Consider the following 18,308-nt stretch of genomic DNA (forward strand, 5'->3'; position numbering starts at 1 on the left):
AGGCATTAAGACCACTTGTCACAAAAATTCAATAGATAAAGAATACATAAGCTATACAAACGCTGGCATTAATCCAAATAAAAAGGGTTAATGCCTTTTATGTTGAAGTAATTAAATTAATAGAAAAATATTTTTATTTTATCCATAATCCTACGCAACATGAATTTTTTATTTTTTTATGTAGGAGTGCATAAAAAAAAGAACGCAAACTCAAATTAAAATGAGGTGATACTTTTGAATATAAACTTATATATTCTGACATTATTACTAGTATTTATCCTTGTAGGATGTGATTCAAGCAAATCGAATGAAGTTAACGAAATAGAATTAGATAATAAGATTATTGAAGATAAACCTAAATTAGATGAAGAACATAAACAAATTCACTCTATAGACAATCCAGATACAAATGATGATTGGACGATTTATGTTGAAGCTGATGAGGTCGTAACAAATCAATTAAAATGCAATGATACAACTGGTAAAGAAATCCCTTCGCACTTAATACAGATTTGTAATTATTACGAAAAACTTGAACCTCTATCTCAAGAACAGAAACAAATGCTCTATGATGGAACGGGTTCATTAGCTGCTAGGGATGTGTTTAACAGAGATATGCCCCTAGGTCACGCTGGTTTCGCAGAAGGTTTGGAGGAGTATGGAGAGTATCTACTTTTTACCTATTTGTATTGGCGTACCGAGCTTAAACCGAATTCAAAAGGTGAATTTAAAGCCCTAAAATTTACAAGAGACTTTGAAGAGTTCTTTAAATTAGATGTAGATACTGTTGAAACTCATTATGAACCCACTGATCCAAATAATGATGCTGCATTTGATACGTTGTTAGAAGCAATTGAATATGAACTAAATGTCATGAGTCGGATGAAACACCTCAATTTACAAGAGCCTTTTAATGCATGGGCAAATGAAACAGTTGGGATTTTTTCTGAGGCCAAGCGCTTATATCATGAAGGACATTTCAACGAATCTTATATAAAGTATACTAAAGGCCTAAAACGCATTCATGATCTATATTTCACAATACCTGAACATAATCATATGATTAGCTAAGAGGTTTCCTATTTTACGCACTAAAGACATTGATCCAAAAAAGGATTAATGCCATTTTTTTAAAATTTATGTACTTTGTACTATGTAACTGATTAGTGTCAATAAACATGAAGCTAATGATTTTATTGAAACATATTAATATGATTTTCCGTCTAATGGTAAATATGTAAATTTATAAAGGGGAGTATAATGAATAGAAAGATATTGTTTAGTGGCTTGCTTATGTTATTCCTTGTTGGTTGTACTAATGAAGATGTCGGTCAGCAGACTTCTGTGGAAACTGTAGAATATGACAATTTACAGCAGCAAATTAATCAATTGAGTGCTCAACTAAAAGATAACGAAACTAAAATTGAGGAATTAAATACTTTTGTAGAAGTTCTAAATCGTAGCAATCAAGACGAACTTAGCCAATTACACAATAGAATCTACATGCTAGAAAGTCTCATATCTCATAATCCAAGTATAGAAAGTAAACATGGATTTATTAACGATATTAAGTTTGATGGTACGAATAGTACATTGGAGATCCAATTTGCAGAAATGAAACAGGACGACGGCGCACCTAATGGCTTTGTAATAGAAGAAAAAGAGATAAGTAGTTTGACACTCGATAAAAATGCAAATTTCTTTATTCTAGAATCGACAATGATTAAAAACATAGCATCTATTGAAGACTTCAAAAATGCAGTAAATGAACACCAACGTTTTTTCAAATTATATATTGTTGATAGTAAAGTAGTAATGTTGACTGAACAATATATTCCTTAAGTCAAGGGTAAAGGGGGCTTCAATAATCAGAAATTTACTTTTACTATTCTGTATGGTAATAAATTTGACTCTTTTATCGGCATGCGCTTCATCTCAATCTACAGCTGAATGGGAACCAACAAGTTACAACACTGTCAACAATCTTGAAGGAGTAACGATGATTGTAAAGAACGGAACGGACACCTCTACTGGATTAACGATAACGTTTGAGAATCACTTAGAAAAGAAATTTTCCTTTGGTGGAGATTTTCTGTTGGAGAAGATATTTGATGGGAAATGGTACCAAGTCCCAGATATATATTAGGTGTTCGCTACTCTTTTACTGATATTGTCTACGGTGCAGTTCCATCAGAAGTGCACGAATGGACATTTGATACGAGTTGGATTTACGGGAAGCTCAAAACCGGAGAATACCGTTTGGTGAAAGAAGTATCTGAATTTCAAGATACTGGTGATTTTGAAAATTTTATTTTAACTGCAGAGTTTACGGTTGATTAAACCCAAAAACCTTTAAAAAAGCAGAAATTTTTTCTTGAAACAAATGCAATTTGCGTAGGATGATACAAAAACTCAATTCACTTACTGAGAGGAGAGTAAATTTGAAAAAAATAATTACTTTTTTCTTTTCACTATTACTTTTAACGGCTTGTTCAGAAATGACTATTGGTTATAAGTTTAATGGAGAAAGTGAACATTGGGAAGCGGAATATTCCTATTTTAGTACAGAAAAATGGGGAAAACAAAGCGTAGATAGATATGAGTTCATATTGAACTATAAAGGATCATTAGAAGATCAGTCATCATTAAAAAAAATTGAATACTCTTTTGAAACTAGAAATAAGAGAGTATATGAGTCTGAAGAGTTCACTGAACCACCATCAACATTAACATTTACAGGGAGTTCAAAAGGTGGAGCAAAAGTAGGTAAAGATGAAGTGATAAATGTGATTGTAAAATGGGATAACTTTGAAGAATCATTTGAACTTCATAGTAAGTAATTCTGTGATGCTTCAAGGAGAAAGTTATGTCTGTTTAGAGTAAACAAGATTTGAAGCGATTGTACGGGAGAGAGTGTAATGGATATTTTTATACCAATCGGATTAGGATTTGTAATCAATTTATTCGTTTTTATCATTTCCAAAACGCTAAAACAATCTGATAATAGGTCTTTGCAAATATGCCTTTTTGCCTTTTTGGCAGTTTTTCTAAGTTCCTTTATGATTGGATCTTGGGTAGGGATGGGCATAGGTGTAATAAGTTCAGGTATGTTATTGTTTGTCATCTTGATTGGGATTGTAATCGCAATTATTCCACGTGAAAGAGCAATTTAAATAATTGATGTAGCTATTCTTTTGAGGAAGGATGGCTTTTTTTATTGTGAAAATTTTATTGATTCACGATAAATAAATATTGAATAACGGTTATGGGTAATATATTATGAAAAGTAACAAAGAAATGCACTAAATGTTTTTAGAAATCAAAAGGGTGGGATATATAATGAAAATCAAATTTTTATCACTGATACTATTATCTCTTTTCATAATTGCTGGGTGCTCAGCAAAATCAGCAGAACAACATGGGGAAGGTATTTCAGTTGAAATGGGTGCCTCTTTAAATATTAAACATCTCACGTTAACAGCTTACGTAAATGGTGGAAAAGAAGTATTTAGCGAAAATGTCATCAACGCAGATAATAGTGCTTTTGAAAAAGGCGAAGTTATTTGGTTTGATGTAGCACCATTTGAAAATGAATTAACAATAAAATTACAATTATCTTACAGCGAAAATTTAAATGCTGCACAATCAAAGATGACAAATAAACTAGATATATCTAATGCAAACAAATGGGTAAATGTTAAGTTTAATGAGGATTATACTATTGAATTGATTGGAATGGAGTAGGTCTGTTATTTGTGACAATAGCCGGTGAAATTCAGGTACTAGTTTCACGTAAATCAATTTTTCGTGACAGTAGGAGGTGAGATTCGGTTACTAGTGTCACGTAAATCTACTTCTCGTGACAGTAGGGGGTGAAACTCGGGCTCTATTGTCATGTAAACCAACTTTTTGTGACAGTCGGGAGTGAAATTCAGGTACTAGTGTCACGTAAATCTACTTTATAAGACAGTAGGTGGTGAAATCTCGCCGCTACTGTCCCATAAGATCGATTTTCTTCACCCTTCAACCCTCGTAAATCGATTCCTAACCAAATAGATAAAGATAAACATCATCAGAGGAGTCAAATAATTAACGGCTTCTGTTAAAAAAGTTGTTGAATAGTTTTGTGTTAGGATAATCCCACCACCTGAACCACCAAGTGCGCCGTTCATCAGCCCGTAACAAACGTTCAGTCCCCAGTGAATACCTGTTGTTAACCAAATCGAGCAAGTTTTATAAATCGCATACGTCAGAGATAAGCCGAGTACTACCGAGAACAGAATGTTCCCAACACTAAAGCCTTCATTCCACGAATCATCTAGCGCATAAATTATGATTGAAATGAGAAACACCCATTTCATCGGTAATTTATTTTTTAAATGTCCAAATACGAACCCTCGAACAATAATATCGTTTAAAAAAGAACCAACAAAAAACATAAGAAAAATCATTAAGAGCGGCAATATCATTTCTGGAAATGGTAGAATGCCTGTAATTTCAAAGCCTTGCAAAAAAAATTGAATAACGTACTTAATTAGCCAAAATGAAAAACCAATGAGAAACCCAATCAATAAATTCCTGGACCACTTTGAATGGAAACTTATTCCGATGTTTTTAAACTCACTCACCTTAGTAAACATAAGAATCCCTTTTAATAACGGGAAAAACAATAGGACCAATAATACTTGTAGCCAAAGTTCGCTCGACCTTGCAATACCAATGTTCAAATACATATCTAGCACAATTAAACCTGCAAATACTTTTGCGTAATAGCTCATAAATTCCCCTAATCTTTTTAGTTCTATCATAAGGAAAAAGTAGGGAAATGCATAGTAGTTTTTTCCAAAAGATAGCCTGAAAGTACATTGAAGTGGCAAGTCTACAAACATTGATACTAGTGCTTTCTATATCAAATTCTTTCAATTGAACATAGCATAGCAAATCATTCTTTTGGATATCTATTATTAAGCATATATCCGCTTATAATCTATTCTTCCATGGGAATCAAATTGAATCCGTTTATAGTGTACATCATTACGAATGTATTGCTTGTGTGTTCTATGATTAAGAAATTTTAAACAATAGAGTTCTTGTAAAATTGTTTCAATCTGATTAAGTATATTCATAATCGTTTCAACATCATTACTAACGTAGATACTTTCAATCAGTTTATGTACTATTAGTTGTTCTTTAGCTGGAAGCATTCCTAAAATTGTATTTTGGGGGGACTTGTAAATCCCAATGAGTGATAGAATTACATCTCGTCCAAGTGCAAATCCTCCAACAAATAAATCGAATTGGTGTGTTATATCCTCATAGGTTGTCTTAAAATCAAGGATCTGAATTGTACTTCTAATGCCATAGTTTGCGAGTGCATCTTGTAATATAAGAGCCTCTCTTTCATGATTTACCCCTTCACGAATTTGTTGTACGCCTATTGTTAATGTAGGAAATTGTTTGGCTGGTATTAAAGGTTTAGTATTAACTTGCGTGTTAATATTTTTATATAGCCAGCTATTTGCTTCGATTTCTCCCCATTCATGAACAACATAATCAGCTGATTCAATTAAACTATAAATTGTTTCTCTAAATTCAGAGTTAACTAAAGGACCTGTTTTCCCATTCAACGAAATATAATCAGCCCCATTTTCCTCAAAAATCATTTCTGTATAAGGAACTGAAGATTCAAAGGGTCTTGGCGAAACTGCAAAGCTGGAAATATTTTTTGTATATAGTATTTCAATCCCATCTATCCATGGACGTGCCTTAAAATAATTTGGAAATACTTCAAGCTGTAGTTTTTCTTCGGTATTGCTATGAAACATAAAAGCACCGCAACCAATTTTACCTTGTTGATGGTTTTTGGGTAAAATCGCTGTTCGATAACTTGCTAAATAATGTGTAAATAATGAAAAGGCTTTATTCAAAGAAATAATTAATTCATAATCATTTAGGATTTCGATCTGTTTATAAGTAAAAATCTCATTTGTATATAATGTAGCTCTTTGTAATGTTCTCTTAACATCAATCGCTGTAACTAATTCGTGATTATGGAAATAAACACCTTTTCGTAAAATAAATCGCCAAGTTTGAAAATCCTTTGTCTCAAAGTCAAATAACAAATTTGGTTCAACTGTATTCGTTTCATCATGAAATGTAAATAACGTTTCATGTAATTGCTCTGCAAAATGGAAATCATGTCTTGATAGGGCATATAGTGGATCAAAATTCACATCCACTTTACTAAAAGGTTGGCGAAACATATGTTTATTTGAATGTAGTTGCTGAATTCCATACCGATTCATTAACCATTCTTCACCAATGGGATGATTTAGTAATTGATGATTCATTAATAGTTCATAGGCTTTATCAAACTTCTCACTATTCCATAATTCATCAAACACATTATATATTGCATCATTTTTTGAACGTATTAATGTTAGTAAAGGTTTTTTCCCTCTCCCACGAAACACTTCCCAAGTAAGTACTCTATCAGCAGCGAGACGATTTACAATTGTTTTCGCGTATCTTGTTGAGCACTTCCATATATGTGCAAGTTCTTCAATGGAAGTGGTGGTAGGGCATTGTTCCTGAAAGTGTAAGTGAAGTTCAAGTTCGTAATTCATAATAATCTCCCTTTCTAAAAAGGTGAACTTAATAGAATTGATTAAGCACTTTTTGTTCTCCTTTTAATCATATACGCTAATGGGAGAGGTGAAAAGTGTGAATATTTTTGCAAATAGAAATTTTCGATATTTATATGGAATTACAGTGTTATCTGCAGTGAATTCTGCCATTTATACGTTTATTATTCCGCTCGTTTTATATGATTTAACAAAATCCTCCCTTGCAATGAGTACTATGAGGCTAATGGAATTTTTACCGAATGTATTATTGGGAATGATTGTAGGGGTTGTAGTAGATCGGGTTAATCGGAATGTGATGATTGTTTACGGATGCTTAGTACGGTTTTTGCTATCTATCTTTCTACTATATTCGATTTCAGCTGAAGGATCACATGTGTGGCAGCTATACGTAATAGGATTTTTACTAGCAACAGTAGGCTACACAATTGGTAATGCATCAAACGCCATTGCACCACAGTTATTTGATAAATCTTGGATGACAGAAATTCAATCTAAGTTTTCACTTGTTCATACGATTAGTTCTGTTGTAGGTCCGTCAATTGCAGGGGCATTACTTATGTGGTTAACATATGATCATTTTTTATGGATCTATGTAGTTTGTATGGGAATAATCTGGCTATTTGCAATTAAGGTTGAGAAAACAGAAACACCGATTCGGCCAGTAAAACAATCAGTTTGGGCAGATATGAAAGAAGGAATTCGTGAATTAATAGGAAATAAAAATCTATTCATGCCTACTATGACCGTGTTAATTTCAAATTTTGCTACGAGCTTAATAATCGGAGTTTTAACTTTCTATGTTATTGACGTTCTTGGTAATACAAAAGAACAGCTTGGACTAATGTATTCTATCTCTGCAATTGGTGGGATTGTTGGTGCAAAAATTATGAAACCATTACAGAAAAAATTTAGACGTGGTCAAATATACTGTGCATTACCACTCATTGATACGTTTGTTCTAATATTATTTTTCTTTGCCCAAAGCTGGTGGTTACTAGGTGTTCTACTTGCATATCGAACGTGTTCCTCAGTGATGACGAATATTATATTTCTTGCAATTCGTCAAGAGTCAACACCTAATCATTTGTTAGGACGAGTAGCTGGTACATCTTCAATGTTAGCTAAATTAGTTGTCCCAGCAGGTTTATTAGTAGGAGGCTTGTGGGCAGAAGGATTGCCAATCCCTTATATTTTCTTCGTATCTTCTATAGTTGTATTTATTACATTTGTATTGCTTAAAAGATCACGATTTGCAGAGATTGTGTAAATAAAAGGAATTAGAATTGATTAAAGCGAATTCTAGTAATAATCAAATATTGCAAGGGTGGGTAATTATTGCTTCTTTTTATATTAATAGTCGTACCTTTAATCGGGGCAATATGGTTTTACAACTTAGCTGTCTTTATGGAAAAATTAAAAAATGGTAAAAATCCTCATAATCAAAAAGTATTAGGAGCAACTCTTACATTTATTTTATTAGCTGCGATTATGTTTAGTTTGTTGGAGTTAAATAGATATTGAAAGTCGGTGGATGGGTATGGATATTAGATCTGCAACAATACAAGATGTTGATGGAATGACGATATTAATGGAACACCTAGGGTACCCTACAACAGTTGAAAAAATGAAATCTCGTTTTGAACTTATCGATTCAAGGGAAGATTATAAAACGAAGATTGCGTTTCTTAATGGCAAAGTAGTGGGCATGATTGGCCTTATGAAAGGTTTTTATTACGAAATGGATGGTTGCTATATTCGAATAGTTGCAATGGTTGTTCATACAGACTATCGAAATAATGGAATCGGCAGGAGATTAATAGAAGAAGCCGAAAATTATGCACGAGAAATTGGTGCCTCAGGTTTGGTATTAAATAGCGGAAACCGTCCAGAGCGACTGAAGGCACACCAATTTTATAAAACTCTTGGTTACTTAGAGAAAAGTATTGGATTTGTAAAAAAGCTATAAGTGGTTTTCATTTCCACTAATCAATATTAAATCAAATGTATGGAGGGATTTCTCATTGACTTATTTATATTTTGTACGGCACGCCCATTCAACGTATTCATCAGATGAAATGGGAAGACCGCTTTCTGAAAAAGGGATTGCAGATGCTAACAAAATCACAGAAATATTAAAAAATGAGAAAATTGATATGGTAATATCAAGCCCGTACAAACGCGCTATTCAAACTGTTGAAGGGATTGCACAATGCATACAGAAACCAATTGAAATAGTCGAAGGATTCAAAGAAAGAATATTAACAATCCAACCTGCAGAGGACTTTACCCACGCCATCACAAAAGTCTGGGAAGACGAGAATTTTTCCTGGGAAGGTGGAGAATCAAATCTTATCGCTCAAAAAAGAGGGATAGAAGCAACCTTTCTAGTACTAGATCAATATAAACATAAAAACATAGTCATAGGAACTCACGGAAATATTATGGTATTAATTATGAAATATTTCGACTCGCAATACGATTTTAGCTTTTGGAAAAGGCTAGAGATGCCAGATATTTACAAATTATCTTTTAATGGTAGAAGATTAATCAGCGTTACAAAACTGTGGAAAAGTAGGAAGATTACTAGCTCATCGTATCAGGGGGAATCATAATGGATAAGAATTCATTAAATACTTACACACCACCAAAACATATAGTCTCTGCAGCAACAATTGTTATCAATGAACGTAACGAGATTTTATTAATAAAAGGTCCAAGACGAGGTTGGGAAATGCCAGGTGGCCAAGTAGAAGAAGGAGAATCTTTAAGCCAAGCTGCCATCAGGGAAACAAAAGAGGAAACAGGGATTGAAGTTGAAATTATAAAATTTTGCGGAATCTACCAAAATGTAAACCGATCTATTTGTAATACACTGTTTCTAGCAAAGCCCGTTGGTGGTGAGTTAACAACAACACCAGAAAGTTTAGAAGTAGGCTTTTTTCCAATTGAACTAGCATTAGAAATGGTAACATTTAAGAATTTTAGAGAAAGAATCGAATATTGTTTAAATGAAGATACTCAACCCTTTTTAGTTGAGTTTTAGCAATACCAATATAAAAAGGTTTATTTACAGTTATATAGAATAAATAAGTGTAATAATTTTTTATAACTCTGTAAGAAAAGTAGCACTGCGAGGTAAAGAATATGTTTTTTGTACAAATGTCCGGTTTTCCAGGCTCTGGGAAGTCAACGCTATCGAGACTAATTGGGAAAGTAACAGGTGCAGTCATTATAGACCACGATATTGTAAAATCTTCGCTATTAAATTCAATAGAGGCTAATTCAATAGACGCAAAGCTTGCTGGTAAGATTACTTACAATATAGACTGGTCTTTAATCGAATTTCATTTATCCCAAGGGCATAATGTTATTTTTGATAGTCCCTGCTTATATCAAGAAATGGTTGATAGAGGTATTGGTTTAGCTGAAAAGTACAATATGAAGTACAAATATGTAGAATGCTATCTTAATAATTTTCATGAGATTAATAATAGATTAAAAAGTCGTGAAAGAATGATTAGTCAAATACAAGAGGTAAAATCTGAAGAAACGTTCAACTATACCATTGCAAATAGTAAAAAGCCAATACAGCATCCATATATCGTTGTGGATTCTGGCAGACCTATAGAATCTTATATTGACGAAGTTATAAAATATATTAATGATTAAATCAAAAGAGGTTAATGGAAAAAAAGTTCTTAAGCATTTATAAGTAGGTGTTATAGTGGAGCATAAATTAGATCTAGTATCTATACTTAAAAAGAAAAACGTAAAGGTCACTGAAATCCATAAGTGGGGGACATACCTCAGAAAGCAATTTGAAGTCCATTTTGCGGACCATCTTAGTGAAAAGGAGAAACGTTCTATCTTTTTACATGATGAAGATGGGTTATGTGGATTTTTGTGGCATATATTTAGCTATGAAAAAAAAGAACACTTAAACGATGAACAAGCTGATTTTGCATTTGAGAATCTATTAAAACAGTCTTGTTTTGTCTTTTATCAGAATTCAAACGATGCATATATACTTGATAATGCCTACTCAATTTCAGCTAAGGATTTTGGGAATGAAGAAGATATTTACATAGTGGACAAGGATTTTAATTGGACTTATGTAAGAACACATGAAACAGGTTTGTGTGGTCCCTACTTTTGTCAAAAAAGTTAGCCATGATACACAGAATAATAGATGGGAATCGTCCTGAATTTTCAGGAACCTTTAGAGTGCCACGCAACTTAATAGGAGTGAAATCATGTATCATGATAAGTAAAAAGGGCTTTATATACTTTGGGGACTAATTCTATTTTTTGAATTAGCTTGGTTTTGGTCAATGATTCATAGTGTTCATAGTCCTCCCGATTTGATATTTGCCGTAACAGTCATTGGTGTAACTTGTGTCTTTGGTTCAGTTGGATTTTCGCTAGTTAAAAAAAGATAATTTATTAGAAGTAAGAAAGGGGAGTTTTCTTTGACTAATTCATTTAATGCGCTAATTGTAAATAAACAAGAAGACCAATTTTCAGTAAATGTACAGGTGCTAACTTTGCAAGATCTACCAGAAGGTGAAGTTTTAATTCGTGTACATTATTCAGGAGTAAACTATAAAGATAGTTTGGCTGCGATACCAAATGGTAATATCGTGAATTCATATCCATTCGTTCCTGGAATCGATTTAGCTGGAGTTGTTGTAGAGTCTAGCAATCCACAATTTAAAGAAGGGGACGAGGTTATCGCGACGAGCTATGAAATTGGTGTCTCTCATTTTGGGGGCTATAGTGAATATGCTAGAATCCCAGCCAAGTGGATTGTCCCACTACCAAAAGGGCTTACATTAAAAGAAGCGATGATTATTGGAACTGCTGGTTTTACTGCAGCGTTATCTGTTCAACGACTTGAGGAAAATAGAGTGTCACCTGAAAAGGGAAAAGTACTTGTGACAGGGGCAACAGGTGGGGTTGGTAGTTTTGCTGTTTACATCCTATCAAAGCTTGGTTATGAGGTAGAAGCTAGTACGGGTAAAGAATCTGAACATGACTACTTAAAGCAGCTCGGTGCAACTTCAATTGTTTCACGTGAAGAAGTGTTTGATGGGAAAGTTCGAGCACTTGGTAAACAAAAATGGGCAGCAGCTGTAGATCCAGTGGGAGGCGAACCTCTTGCATCTCTACTTAGTCAAATTCAATATGGAGGTTCGGTCGCTGTTAGTGGGTTAACCGGAGGAACAAAACTACCTGCAACAGTTTTTCCATTCATCTTACGTGGTGTAAATCTTTTAGGAATTGATTCTGTGAATTGTGATATGGAAACTCGTTTGAACGTATGGAATCGCTTTGCTACTGATTTTAAATTAGAAAATCTAGAGCAATTCATTCACCAAGAAGTAAGCCTGCAAGAACTTCCAAATGTTTTACCTCTACTTTTAAAAGGACAAGCTAGAGGTAGAATTCTAGTAAAACTTTAACAATGGAGTGGCGAGAGCAATTAAATCTCGCTACTCTTTCTTATTTTAGTCGATGTAGTTCTTTCTCAGATAATGTAATAAATGATAAACTAAGAAAAATAAAGAGAAATTTGGGATGGTAGAAAGTAGGAGGGATGTATATGGGGATACAATATTGTAACGAGTGCAACAAAAAGTTAAGCTGGTCTTCAAAAGTCAAATCGATTTGGTTAGGCTATAAACCGATTCAATGTGAAGGATGTAAAAAGGAGTATCGTATTGAGTTTAAAACAAGATATAAAGCAACACTTTACATGATTATTCCATTATTTATATTTGCTAAGATTTTGTCGAGTACTTTTATTTTACCAACCATCTATTTCTTTGGGACTGTCTTGTTGTTTGGTGTAAGCATATCGTTTCTAATGCCATTTGTTGTAAACTATAAGTCCGAACATAAATAAAAATAGCAAGAAATGACTAGAGTAATTGTTATTAGTACATAACGGCTGCACTTTTTGACAAAAGATTCATGTTGAAAACTAGTAATATTATTATAGAATAATAGATAGCCAGATTTATTGATGAATGTTATGATTATATAATGTTTAATTGGTTAATCTAATATTGGAGGTAGAAACTCGGTGAAAAAGTTAGGATTTTATTTAGCTAGTTTTTTACTACTACTTGTTTTATCAGCTTGTGGAGCAAAGGATTTAGACAAGTCAGAAGTATTAGCGAAATCAATTGAAGAAAGTACGGCACTTAAAAGTTATTCTATTAAAATGGATTTAGATATTGATGCAGATGGCATGGAGCAAAAGATGTCAATCGATGGTGATATTACGCATAATCCTGATGCAATGTACTTTAAGATGAATATGGAAGCACTTGGTATGGACATCATTTCTGAAATGTACATGAACAAAGACGCTGCATATATGAGTATGTTCGGCGAATGGCTTAAAATGGATACAAAAGAATTAGGAATAACAAGTTTTGATCAATTAAACGAAGAAAGTATGGAAAAGTTAAAATCATTTACTGATCAGTTCGAAATGACTGAAGATGATGAAAAATATATATTAACTTTATCAGGTAATGATGAGACTTATAAAGTGTTAATAGAAGATTATGTTTCTTCATCAATGGGTACAGATCTTGCTGCTAATCCTGAAATGGAAGAATTACTTAATTCAATTAAAATCAATCAAATTGATTTAGAGTATCATGTAGATAAAGAATCATTCATCCAAACAACACAAGTATTTAACATTGACCTTGAAATGGATATGGAAGGAACGAAAATTCCTTTAAAAATGAAGGGTGAAGCAACTATCTCCAATATTAATGGAGTAGACCCAATTGAAATTCCTCAAGAGGCAATTGATAACGCAGTGACAGAAGACGAAATGTATTCTGGTTTTGGAAGTATGAGTGTAGATGAGATTCAAGAATTATCAAACTATGTAATTGTTGAACCTACTAACCTTCCAGAAGGTTATGTATACACAGAAGGTTTCTTTGACGAAACAATGGAAATGGCTATGTTAAGCTACGATAAAGACGAAAACAACTGGATTTTAGTATCAAGCAATCCTGTTGAACACCTTTCACTTCAAGATATGGAAGGTGATGAAATCGCTGTTCGTGGAACTACTGGCGTTCTATTTGAAATGGAAGACTATGTAAGTATTAGCTGGGAAGAAGATGGACTGTTATACGAAGTTTCTGCATCTAGTACAGAACTTACAAAAGAGCAAGTATTAGAGGTTGTAGAAAGTATACAATAGTCGATATATTTCAGTTAGATTACAATTATGACATAATACTAACAACTAAATAAAAAATGAAAGCCGCATCCTTTTTAATCGATGCGGCTTTTTTATGTCTTACGTTTATTGTATTAGGCACACTTTCAAAAGGTAAACAATATTATATAAAGATATGTTTGTGTAGGAGTTAAGGAAATACCTTAACACAATTTGAAACAGAAGAAGATCTACTTCTCATACGTTTTTATTAATTGTTAATGCTTAGTAAAAAAGTAGTCAAAATGAAATATTTATATTGTCTATGCATACCTTCACATGCTACGCTTTAATTGAAAAAAATGAAATCAAATTGACATTTCGGTAATATTCCGAATAGGGAGTGAAGGGGTTAATGAATGAATTGGTTTAAAGAGAATGTGAACATTAAATGGATGATTATTATTGTAATAATTGGTCTATTGTTCTTTTTTAAAAATGCATTAAATTTTTTACTACTAACCTTTATTTTTACATACTTAGCATATGCAGCATTTGTTAAAATACTACATATTTTACCGCCATCACTAAAGCGACCCAAACTGTTAGTCGTTCTAATGTATAGCATTATTTTATTTGTCGTTGTGTTAACGGGCTATCTTTACCTACCTGCAGCAATTCAACAGTTAACAGCGATTATCATTCAAAGTTCTTCCTTTAATATTGAACAATTTAGAGACCTCGTTCCTGAAAAAATCTATGAATATATTCAAAATCTAGATATGGATGGAATTTTAAAGAATATTGCGGATACACTCCTTGCTGGTATCGCTGATGTAGGTACGTTTTTATTAGAAGCATTTGTGGCGATTTTATTAAGTTTCTTCTTTATATTAGAAATTGAAAAAATCAAAGCTTTTTGTAGGACTTTTCAAACGTCCAAAACAGAAAAGATTTATAATCAAATCATTCACTTTGGAAACAGTTTTTTAAATACATTTGGTTTAGCCATTAAAGTTCAAATTCAAATCTCTACGGTGAACACAATTTTATCGGTAATTGGATTATTCATATTAGGATTCCCGAACATACTAGGACTCGCAATTATGATTTTCTTCTTAGGATTAATGCCAGTAATTGGTGTAGCTATTTCATTAGTTCCACTTTCAATCATAGCCTTTCAAATCGGTGGAGTAATGTACGTTGTTTATGTATTCGTCATGATAATGGTGATTCATGCAATTGAGGCGTATTTCTTAAATCCAAAGCTTTACTCTATTACAATGAAAATCCCGATTTTCTTTACATTCATGGTACTAATGGTTGGTGAATTACTATTTGGTGCATGGGGATTAGTTATAGGGATACCACTATTTGTCTTTATTGTAGAAGTGATCAAAGGGTCTTCTGATTTAAGAAGGATATCATTGAAAAAGTAGAAAATAATGTGGACAAAAAAAGCCATTTTGAACTAAAATTGTTCAAAATAGCTTTTTTATTTTTAAAGATTTACTTTTTTAGCTCCTAGATAACGGGCTTTCCAATATGGATTATCCATGTCAGTAATCGTTACACCAGTTGAAGTACCTGAATGTAGAAATTTGTTATCTCCAATGAAGATGCCAGCATGACTTGGACCTTCTTTATAAGTTGTAAAGAATACTAGATCGCCTGGTTTTGGTGTTGAAACAGAAGTCGTTGCGTCATAGATAGTTTCTACCGTACGGGGAATTGAAACGCCAACTTTACTAAAAACATAGTTTAAAAAACCTGAGCAGTCAAAGCCAGCAGGAGTACTTCCTCCCCATTGATATGGAGCACCAAGATGCTTTTTGCCTTCTGCGATTAATGCTTCAACATTTAATGTTTTTACTTCAGGTTCTTGTGTAGTCGAACCTTCTGAAGTCAATTTCAACACTTGTCCTACGAAAATTTCATCACCAGCAAGGCCATTCATTGTTTTTAATTGTTGAACGGATAGTCCATGTTTTGATGCAATCAGCCATAAAGAATCTCCGGATTTCACAGTATATGTTTTTGGAGCTGTATCATTTGTTGAAGTGGCAGATGGTACTTTTAATGATTGGCCAACATAAATCATATCAGAAGCTAATTGATTAATAGATTTTATTTGTGAAATAGTGGTATTGTGATTTGTCGCAATGATGAAAAGACTATCACCAGATTTCACTGTATATGTACCGTAAGTTGTATGTGTGTGAGGAGCAAGTAAAGTTAGTTTTTGTCCCACATAAATTGTATCTGATATAAGTTGATTCCAAGATTTTAAATCCTGTACTGATATTTGATTTTCAGTTGCGATTTTCCAGAGTGTGTCTCCTGATTGAACTGTATGATTCAACTCATGTGCCGATGCCTGGGTGTTGAATGCAGAAGAAAATAAAATTCCAACAGTTGCCGTCATTGTGATTAATTGTTTTTTCAATTAGTTCACTCCTAGGATGTATTTTGTCGTAATTTGTTCTTTCGTTCTCACAAGTCCACTCTATCATGGAGTATTAGAGATAAAAAACACCTTAAATATTGGTAATCTATCCAATCTTCAATATAATAGATTGAAAGTCTGCCATTATAGGATTCTCTTAGATGGATTAACTTTGAAGAAAAAACAAAAACATAATTTGGAAATTTGGTCATACCATTTACTAACAAAATTCATTAGTAGTTTAGGAGGATAAAAAAGTGAGACTTTCTGAAATTCACCCTATCTTCTATCATCTAAGAATTGGACAAAAAAGGCTTTTTCGGGGATTTGTAAATCTAAGGGACAGAAAAAAATTTGCAACAAAAAAACAACTATCAACCACATTCCACCACACTTGCAAAAAACACCAATCATTATTGAGAAGAACATTAGGAAATAGTGATCCTCAATTACAAGAAAATAAAATTGTCAATTTAAAAATCGCTTCAAGTAAAATAGACGGAATTATTATAGGTCCTGGCGAAACCTTTTCTTTTTGGAAATTAGTAGGGAAGACGACAAAAAACAAAGGTTATATTGAAGGTATGCAGCTTGCAAGGGGAGAGGTAAAAACGGGTATCGGGGGAGGAATTTGTCAGCTAGCAAATTTACTTTACTGGATGGCTTTACATACACCACTGGTAGTAACCGAAAGACATCATCATAGTTTTGATCCATTCCCTGATTCAGGTAGAACACTTCCATTTGGAAGTGGTGCAAGTGTATTTTACAATTACGTTGACATTCGCCTGTTTAACCCAACATCGAATTCTTTTCAAATAAAGCTTTGGTTAACAGAAAAACATCTAAAGGGTGCTATTTTCTCTAATGAAGGAATGCCTTATGCGTATCATATTGAGGAAAGAAATCATCAATTCCTAAAACATAATGGGAAAAATTATCGCCAAAATGAGATTTGGAGAAAAACGATAGAAAAAAAGACGGGTAATTTGGTAAATGAAGAATTACTAATCAAAAACTTTTCTGAAGTTAAGTATCCGATCCCTGAAAACATTCTTGTAACGTAATATTTGTCCATATAAGAAAAAAACGTTATTCTCACCTGAAAATAACGTTTTTTATATGGATTAACTTTCTTGATCATCTTTATATTCTAAAATATCTCCTGGCTGACAATCTAAAGCCTTACAAATTGCTTCTAACGTCGAAAAGCGGATCGCTTTTGCCTTTCCATTTTTCAGTATTGAAAGATTTGCCATTGTAATTCCAACCTTTTCTGAAAGTTCCGTTACACTCATTTTTCTTTTTGCTAACATGACATCAATATTTATAATAATAGCCATTTCCTCACCCCTAGACCGTTAACTCATTTTCAGATTTAATATAAATCGCTTCTTGTAAAAGTCTTTGGAGTACAGCAGCAAACACAGCTATGACTAATCCACCAAAAATAGGAACCATTCCAACGATGATCAAACCTGGTGCATCGTCAATCTCTGCAACCATATAAACAAAAGGGATAACTAGAATGTAGAATACACTGAAAATAATTCCGCAATATTTAATCTTCTTAAGCGCTGTAACTGAAATCAATGAAAAAGCCTTGTTTTTATCAATGTAAGTTAACAGTTTATAAGATTGAAACAGTGCGCCAAAATAAGGTAAAACAGATAAATACATACCAATAACAATTGGATATAGTATGTGAGCATACTCTGGATTTGCAGGATTGTTTGAAAGATCAAAGAATCCATATATTCCTAGTGCAAGAACAGGAATCCCCATAATGATTAACGCTAACTTTAAAAAGAGTGTTGTTCCTCTTTTCATAAAAAACACCTCACTAATTTATTGTTCAATTGATATTAACACGTTATTTATTGTTTATCAATAAATAATTATTTAAAATCAACAATTTATTAATGAATTTATTGTGCGATCAAGTATTTTGTTAATACGAGTTAATATAATTTTGAAGAAAATACGGTGATTTAGGAGTTTGTTAACAAATCAATTCTAAGGG

The 18,308-nt window shown here is 33.0% G+C and carries 22 protein-coding genes and 1 pseudogene; 18 read left to right on the forward strand and 5 right to left on the reverse strand.

The window, feature by feature from the left end:
• Nucleotides 1-234: 234 nt before the first annotated feature.
• The 6 genes and pseudogenes from CD29_RS13130 (at nucleotide 235) to CD29_RS13155 (ending at nucleotide 3,744) form a co-directional block, all read left to right on the forward strand.
• Nucleotides 235-1,071 (forward strand): hypothetical protein, encoded by an 837-nt coding sequence (locus CD29_RS13130; RefSeq protein WP_036187648.1) that lies wholly within the window; start codon nucleotides 235-237, stop codon nucleotides 1,069-1,071.
• A gap of 204 nt (nucleotides 1,072-1,275) precedes the next feature.
• Nucleotides 1,276-1,842 carry a hypothetical protein gene (locus CD29_RS13135; RefSeq protein ID WP_169716184.1) on the forward strand — a complete coding sequence of 189 codons (567 nt, stop codon included), beginning with the start codon at nucleotides 1,276-1,278 and terminating at the stop codon, nucleotides 1,840-1,842.
• A 157-nt stretch (nucleotides 1,843-1,999) separates the two neighbouring features.
• Nucleotides 2,000-2,340, forward strand: a pseudogene (locus CD29_RS19705) (immunoglobulin-like domain-containing protein).
• A 101-nt stretch (nucleotides 2,341-2,441) separates the two neighbouring features.
• The gene (locus tag CD29_RS13145; RefSeq protein ID WP_036187653.1) at nucleotides 2,442-2,840 is read left to right on the forward strand and encodes a membrane lipoprotein lipid attachment site-containing protein; all 399 of its coding nucleotides are present in this window, start codon (nucleotides 2,442-2,444) and stop codon (nucleotides 2,838-2,840) included.
• Between the two features lie 78 nt (nucleotides 2,841-2,918).
• Nucleotides 2,919-3,173 carry a hypothetical protein gene (locus CD29_RS13150; RefSeq protein ID WP_036187655.1) on the forward strand — a complete coding sequence of 85 codons (255 nt, stop codon included), beginning with the start codon at nucleotides 2,919-2,921 and terminating at the stop codon, nucleotides 3,171-3,173.
• A gap of 166 nt (nucleotides 3,174-3,339) precedes the next feature.
• Complete coding sequence (locus tag CD29_RS13155; RefSeq protein WP_036187658.1) at nucleotides 3,340-3,744, forward strand: hypothetical protein; 405 nt, start codon at nucleotides 3,340-3,342, stop codon at nucleotides 3,742-3,744.
• A gap of 272 nt (nucleotides 3,745-4,016) precedes the next feature.
• Here the strand turns inward: CD29_RS13155 and CD29_RS13160 are convergent, their stop codons facing one another.
• Both CD29_RS13160 and CD29_RS13165 read right to left on the reverse strand, forming a co-directional pair.
• A complete protein-coding gene (locus CD29_RS13160; RefSeq protein ID WP_036187661.1) occupies nucleotides 4,017-4,778 on the reverse strand; it encodes a CPBP family intramembrane glutamic endopeptidase in 762 nt (253 codons plus the stop codon).
• A gap of 186 nt (nucleotides 4,779-4,964) precedes the next feature.
• Nucleotides 4,965-6,626: an ABC transporter substrate-binding protein gene (locus CD29_RS13165; RefSeq protein WP_036187671.1), complete on the reverse strand. Its 1,662-nt coding sequence runs from the start codon at nucleotides 6,624-6,626 to the stop codon at nucleotides 4,965-4,967.
• A gap of 97 nt (nucleotides 6,627-6,723) precedes the next feature.
• On the opposite strand from CD29_RS13165, the gene CD29_RS13170 reads away from it, so the two are divergent.
• The 11 genes from CD29_RS13170 to CD29_RS13220 all read left to right on the forward strand — a co-directional run bounded on the left by CD29_RS13170 (nucleotide 6,724) and on the right by CD29_RS13220 (nucleotide 15,278).
• Nucleotides 6,724-7,914 carry an MFS transporter gene (locus tag CD29_RS13170; protein WP_036187674.1) on the forward strand — a complete coding sequence of 397 codons (1,191 nt, stop codon included), beginning with the start codon at nucleotides 6,724-6,726 and terminating at the stop codon, nucleotides 7,912-7,914.
• 68 nt (nucleotides 7,915-7,982) lie between these two features.
• The gene (locus CD29_RS13175; RefSeq protein WP_036187676.1) at nucleotides 7,983-8,168 is read left to right on the forward strand and encodes a hypothetical protein; all 186 of its coding nucleotides are present in this window, start codon (nucleotides 7,983-7,985) and stop codon (nucleotides 8,166-8,168) included.
• A 16-nt stretch (nucleotides 8,169-8,184) separates the two neighbouring features.
• Complete coding sequence (locus CD29_RS13180; RefSeq protein ID WP_036187679.1) at nucleotides 8,185-8,613, forward strand: GNAT family N-acetyltransferase; 429 nt, start codon at nucleotides 8,185-8,187, stop codon at nucleotides 8,611-8,613.
• Between the two features lie 55 nt (nucleotides 8,614-8,668).
• The gene (locus CD29_RS13185) at nucleotides 8,669-9,259 is read left to right on the forward strand and encodes a histidine phosphatase family protein (RefSeq protein ID WP_036187683.1); all 591 of its coding nucleotides are present in this window, start codon (nucleotides 8,669-8,671) and stop codon (nucleotides 9,257-9,259) included.
• Entirely contained in the window at nucleotides 9,259-9,690 is a 432-nt protein-coding gene (locus CD29_RS13190) for an NUDIX hydrolase (RefSeq protein WP_036187711.1), read from the forward strand. The genes CD29_RS13185 and CD29_RS13190 overlap by 1 nt, the downstream gene beginning before the upstream one ends.
• Nucleotides 9,691-9,791: 101 nt before the next feature.
• Nucleotides 9,792-10,316: an AAA family ATPase gene (locus tag CD29_RS13195; protein ID WP_036187714.1), complete on the forward strand. Its 525-nt coding sequence runs from the start codon at nucleotides 9,792-9,794 to the stop codon at nucleotides 10,314-10,316.
• Between the two features lie 55 nt (nucleotides 10,317-10,371).
• Nucleotides 10,372-10,815: a DUF4275 family protein gene (locus CD29_RS13200; protein ID WP_036187716.1), complete on the forward strand. Its 444-nt coding sequence runs from the start codon at nucleotides 10,372-10,374 to the stop codon at nucleotides 10,813-10,815.
• A 301-nt stretch (nucleotides 10,816-11,116) separates the two neighbouring features.
• Nucleotides 11,117-12,109, forward strand: a complete 993-nt coding sequence (locus tag CD29_RS13205) for an NADPH:quinone oxidoreductase family protein (RefSeq protein WP_036187719.1) — start codon at nucleotides 11,117-11,119, stop codon at nucleotides 12,107-12,109.
• A gap of 140 nt (nucleotides 12,110-12,249) precedes the next feature.
• Entirely contained in the window at nucleotides 12,250-12,552 is a 303-nt protein-coding gene (locus CD29_RS13210; protein WP_036187725.1) for a TIGR04104 family putative zinc finger protein, read from the forward strand.
• 180 nt (nucleotides 12,553-12,732) lie between these two features.
• Nucleotides 12,733-13,881 carry a DUF4367 domain-containing protein gene (locus tag CD29_RS13215; protein WP_036187728.1) on the forward strand — a complete coding sequence of 383 codons (1,149 nt, stop codon included), beginning with the start codon at nucleotides 12,733-12,735 and terminating at the stop codon, nucleotides 13,879-13,881.
• 377 nt (nucleotides 13,882-14,258) lie between these two features.
• Complete coding sequence (locus CD29_RS13220; RefSeq protein ID WP_036187731.1) at nucleotides 14,259-15,278, forward strand: AI-2E family transporter; 1,020 nt, start codon at nucleotides 14,259-14,261, stop codon at nucleotides 15,276-15,278.
• Between the two features lie 62 nt (nucleotides 15,279-15,340).
• Here CD29_RS13220 and CD29_RS13225 read toward each other — a convergent pair whose 3' ends face one another.
• Nucleotides 15,341-16,285: a C40 family peptidase gene (locus tag CD29_RS13225; RefSeq protein WP_036187733.1), complete on the reverse strand. Its 945-nt coding sequence runs from the start codon at nucleotides 16,283-16,285 to the stop codon at nucleotides 15,341-15,343.
• Nucleotides 16,286-16,542: 257 nt separating this feature from the next.
• Between CD29_RS13225 and CD29_RS13230 the strand changes: the two genes are divergently transcribed.
• Nucleotides 16,543-17,352 (forward strand): VanW family protein, encoded by an 810-nt coding sequence (locus CD29_RS13230; RefSeq protein WP_036187734.1) that lies wholly within the window; start codon nucleotides 16,543-16,545, stop codon nucleotides 17,350-17,352.
• A gap of 60 nt (nucleotides 17,353-17,412) precedes the next feature.
• Here CD29_RS13230 and CD29_RS13235 read toward each other — a convergent pair whose 3' ends face one another.
• The gene (locus CD29_RS13235; RefSeq protein WP_036187736.1) at nucleotides 17,413-17,628 is read right to left on the reverse strand and encodes a helix-turn-helix domain-containing protein; all 216 of its coding nucleotides are present in this window, start codon (nucleotides 17,626-17,628) and stop codon (nucleotides 17,413-17,415) included.
• 10 nt (nucleotides 17,629-17,638) lie between these two features.
• The gene (locus CD29_RS13240) at nucleotides 17,639-18,115 is read right to left on the reverse strand and encodes a DUF2975 domain-containing protein (protein ID WP_036187739.1); all 477 of its coding nucleotides are present in this window, start codon (nucleotides 18,113-18,115) and stop codon (nucleotides 17,639-17,641) included.
• Nucleotides 18,116-18,308 lie beyond the last annotated feature (193 nt).

It is taken from the genome of Ureibacillus manganicus DSM 26584 (genome assembly GCF_000772945.1).
Lineage (GTDB): Bacteria > Bacillota > Bacilli > Bacillales_A > Planococcaceae > Ureibacillus > Ureibacillus manganicus.

Excerpts from the sequence above, each read along its gene's own strand:
- CD29_RS13150 (WP_036187655.1), top strand. The coding sequence starts at position 2,919 with ATGGATATTTTTATACCAATCGGATTAGGATTTGTAATCAATTTATTC.
- CD29_RS13155 (WP_036187658.1), top strand. The coding sequence starts at position 3,340 with ATGAAAATCAAATTTTTATCACTGATACTATTATCTCTTTTCATAATT.
- CD29_RS13160 (WP_036187661.1), bottom strand. The coding sequence starts at position 4,778 with ATGAGCTATTACGCAAAAGTATTTGCAGGTTTAATTGTGCTAGATATG.
- CD29_RS13165 (WP_036187671.1), bottom strand. The coding sequence starts at position 6,626 with ATGAATTACGAACTTGAACTTCACTTACACTTTCAGGAACAATGCCCT.
- CD29_RS13180 (WP_036187679.1), top strand. The coding sequence starts at position 8,185 with ATGGATATTAGATCTGCAACAATACAAGATGTTGATGGAATGACGATA.
- CD29_RS13190 (WP_036187711.1), top strand. The coding sequence starts at position 9,259 with ATGGATAAGAATTCATTAAATACTTACACACCACCAAAACATATAGTC.
- CD29_RS13195 (WP_036187714.1), top strand. The coding sequence starts at position 9,792 with ATGTTTTTTGTACAAATGTCCGGTTTTCCAGGCTCTGGGAAGTCAACG.
- CD29_RS13210 (WP_036187725.1), top strand. The coding sequence starts at position 12,250 with ATGGGGATACAATATTGTAACGAGTGCAACAAAAAGTTAAGCTGGTCT.
- CD29_RS13220 (WP_036187731.1), top strand. The coding sequence starts at position 14,259 with ATGAATTGGTTTAAAGAGAATGTGAACATTAAATGGATGATTATTATT.
- CD29_RS13235 (WP_036187736.1), bottom strand. The coding sequence starts at position 17,628 with ATGGCTATTATTATAAATATTGATGTCATGTTAGCAAAAAGAAAAATG.
- CD29_RS13240 (WP_036187739.1), bottom strand. The coding sequence starts at position 18,115 with ATGAAAAGAGGAACAACACTCTTTTTAAAGTTAGCGTTAATCATTATG.